Below are 3,171 nucleotides of genomic sequence, written 5' to 3' on the forward strand. Positions count from 1 at the left end.
ACCCTTTCGGGTTGTATGGTTAAGTGACTAAGCGTACACGGTGGATGCCTTGGCAGTCAGAGGCGATGAAAGGCGTAATAACTTGCGATAAGCCCAGATTAGGTAGTAATAACCTTTTGAGTCTGGGATTCCTGAATGGGGAAACCCACTTACATAAGTAAGTATCCTGTTGTGAATACATAGCAACAGGAGGCAAACCGGGGGAACTGAAACATCTAAGTACCCCGAGGAAGAGAAATCAACCGAGATTCCGAAAGTAGCGGCGAGCGAAATTGGATTAGCCCTTAAGCTTTTAATGATGCAGGTGAAGAGTCTGGAAAGTCTCGCAATAAAGGGTGATAGCCCCGTAACCGACACATCATAATCAGTGAAAACGAGTAGGGCGGGACACGTGATATCCTGTCTGAATATGGGGGGACCATCCTCCAAGGCTAAATACTACTGACTGACCGATAGTGAACCAGTACCGTGAGGGAAAGGCGAAAAGAACCCCTGTGAGGGGAGTGAAATAGAACCTGAAACCGTGTACGTACAAGCAGTAGGAGCACCTTCGTGGTGTGACTGCGTACCTTTTGTATAATGGGTCAGCGACTTAATTTTAGTAGCAAGGTTAACCGTTTAGGGGAGCCGTAGGGAAACCGAGTCTTAACTGGGCGTACAGTTGCTAGGATTAGACCCGAAACCAGGTGATCTAGCCATGGGCAGGTTGAAGGTTGAGTAACATCAACTGGAGGACCGAACCGACTAATGTTGAAAAATTAGCGGATGACTTGTGGCTAGGGGTGAAAGGCCAATCAAACCTGGAGATAGCTGGTTCTCCCCGAAAGCTATTTAGGTAGCGCCTCGGACGAATACTACTGGGGGTAGAGCACTGTTAAGGCTAGGGGGTCATCCCGACTTACCAACCCTTTGCAAACTCCGAATACCAGTAAGTACTATCCGGGAGACACACGGCGGGTGCTAACGTCCGTCGTGGAGAGGGAAACAACCCAGACCGCCAGCTAAGGTCCCAAAGTATAGCTAAGTGGGAAACGATGTGGGAAGGCTCAGACAGCCAGGATGTTGGCTTAGAAGCAGCCATCATTTAAAGAAAGCGTAATAGCTCACTGGTCGAGTCGGCCTGCGCGGAAGATGTAACGGGGCTAAGCTATACACCGAAGCTGCGGCTACGTACCTTAGGGTGCGTGGGGTAGGGGAGCGTTCTGTAAGCCGTTGAAGGTGGTCTGTAAGGGCTGCTGGAGGTATCAGAAGTGCGAATGCTGACATGAGTAACGATAAAGGGAGTGAAAAACTCCCTCGCCGGAAGACCAAGGGTTCCTGTCCAACGTTAATCGGGGCAGGGTAAGTCGACTCCTAAGGCGAGGCCGAAAGGCGTAGTCGATGGGAAACGGGTTAATATTCCCGTACTTCTTACAATTGCGATGGGGGGACGGAGAAGGCTAGGTGGGCCTGGCGACGGTTGTCCAGGTTCAAGTACGTAGGCGGGTGGTTTAGGTAAATCCGGACCGCTACTAACGCTGAGATACGATGTCGAGCTACTACGGTAGTGAAGTCATTGATGCCATGCTTCCAGGAAAAGCCTCTAAGCTTCAGATTGTAAGGAATCGTACCCCAAACCGACACAGGTGGTCGGGTAGAGAATACCAAGGCGCTTGAGAGAACTCGGGTGAAGGAACTAGGCAAAATGGTACCGTAACTTCGGGAGAAGGTACGCTCTTATCAGTGAAGTCCCTTGCGGATGGAGCAGACGAGAGTCGCAGATACCAGGTGGCTGCAACTGTTTATTAAAAACACAGCACTGTGCAAAATCGTAAGATGACGTATACGGTGTGACGCCTGCCCGGTGCCGGAAGGTTAATTGATGGGGTTAGACTTCGGTCGAAGCTCTTGATCGAAGCCCCGGTAAACGGCGGCCGTAACTATAACGGTCCTAAGGTAGCGAAATTCCTTGTCGGGTAAGTTCCGACCTGCACGAATGGCGTAATGATGGCCACGCTGTCTCCACCCGAGACTCAGTGAAATTGAAATCGCTGTGAAGATGCAGTGTACCCGCGGCTAGACGGAAAGACCCCGTGAACCTTTACTACAGCTTGGCACTGAACATTGAACCTACATGTGTAGGATAGGTGGGAGACTATGAAACCGCGTCGCTAGATGTGGTGGAGTCGTCCTTGAAATACCACCCTTGTAGTTTTGATGTTCTAACGTTGGTCCCTGAATCGGGATTACGGACAGTGCCTGGTGGGTAGTTTGACTGGGGCGGTCTCCTCCCAAAGAGTAACGGAGGAGCACGAAGGTGGGCTAAACACGGTTGGACATCGTGTGGTTAGTGCAATGGCATAAGCCCGCTTGACTGCGAGAATGACAATTCGAGCAGGTGCGAAAGCAGGTCATAGTGATCCGGTGGTTCTGAATGGAAGGGCCATCGCTCAACGGATAAAAGGTACTCCGGGGATAACAGGCTGATACCGCCCAAGAGTTCATATCGACGGCGGTGTTTGGCACCTCGATGTCGGCTCATCACATCCTGGGGCTGAAGTCGGTCCCAAGGGTATGGCTGTTCGCCATTTAAAGTGGTACGCGAGCTGGGTTTAGAACGTCGTGAGACAGTTCGGTCCCTATCTGCCGTGGGCGTTGGAAAATTGAAAGGGGCTGCTCCTAGTACGAGAGGACCGGAGTGGACGAACCTCTGGTGTTCGGGTTGTCATGCCAATGGCATTGCCCGGTAGCTAAGTTCGGAATCGATAACCGCTGAAAGCATCTAAGCGGGAAGCGAGCCTTGAGATGAGTTTTCCCTGGCACTATAAGTGTCCTAAAGGGTTGTCGTAGACTACGACGTTGATAGGCAGGGTGTGTAAGTGCTGCGAGGCATTGAGCTAACCTGTACTAATTGCCCGTGAGGCTTAACCATACAACACCCAAGGGGTTTTGTGGACTCAAAGAAAGACCAGACCTTGAATGAGTTTGAAGAGATAGACTTTTAAATCAGTTTTCCAGATTATTTTGCCTTCAGTTTTTAAAAAAAGCTGAAAGTAAAAGCAAAATTTGCTTGGCGACCATAGCATTGTGGACCCACCTGATTCCATGCCGAACTCAGAAGTGAAACACAATAGCGCCGATGGTAGTGTGGGGCTTCCCCATGTGAGAGTAGGACATCGCCAGGCTTTAAAT

2 rRNA genes are annotated in these 3,171 nt (G+C 50.5%); both read left to right on the top strand.

The annotated features are described in order from the left end of the window. Nucleotides 1-17 precede the first annotated feature (17 nt). Nucleotides 18-2,911: ribosomal RNA gene (locus AB4493_RS09945) — 23S ribosomal RNA — on the top strand. 137 nt (nt 2,912-3,048) lie between these two features. After that, nucleotides 3,049-3,164 (top strand): 5S ribosomal RNA (gene rrf / locus AB4493_RS09950). Nucleotides 3,165-3,171: the final 7 nt, after the last annotated feature.

The sequence above is a fragment of the Vibrio sp. 10N.222.55.A1 genome, from assembly GCF_041473835.1.
In the GTDB taxonomy this organism is placed as follows: domain Bacteria; phylum Pseudomonadota; class Gammaproteobacteria; order Enterobacterales; family Vibrionaceae; genus Vibrio; species Vibrio crassostreae_C.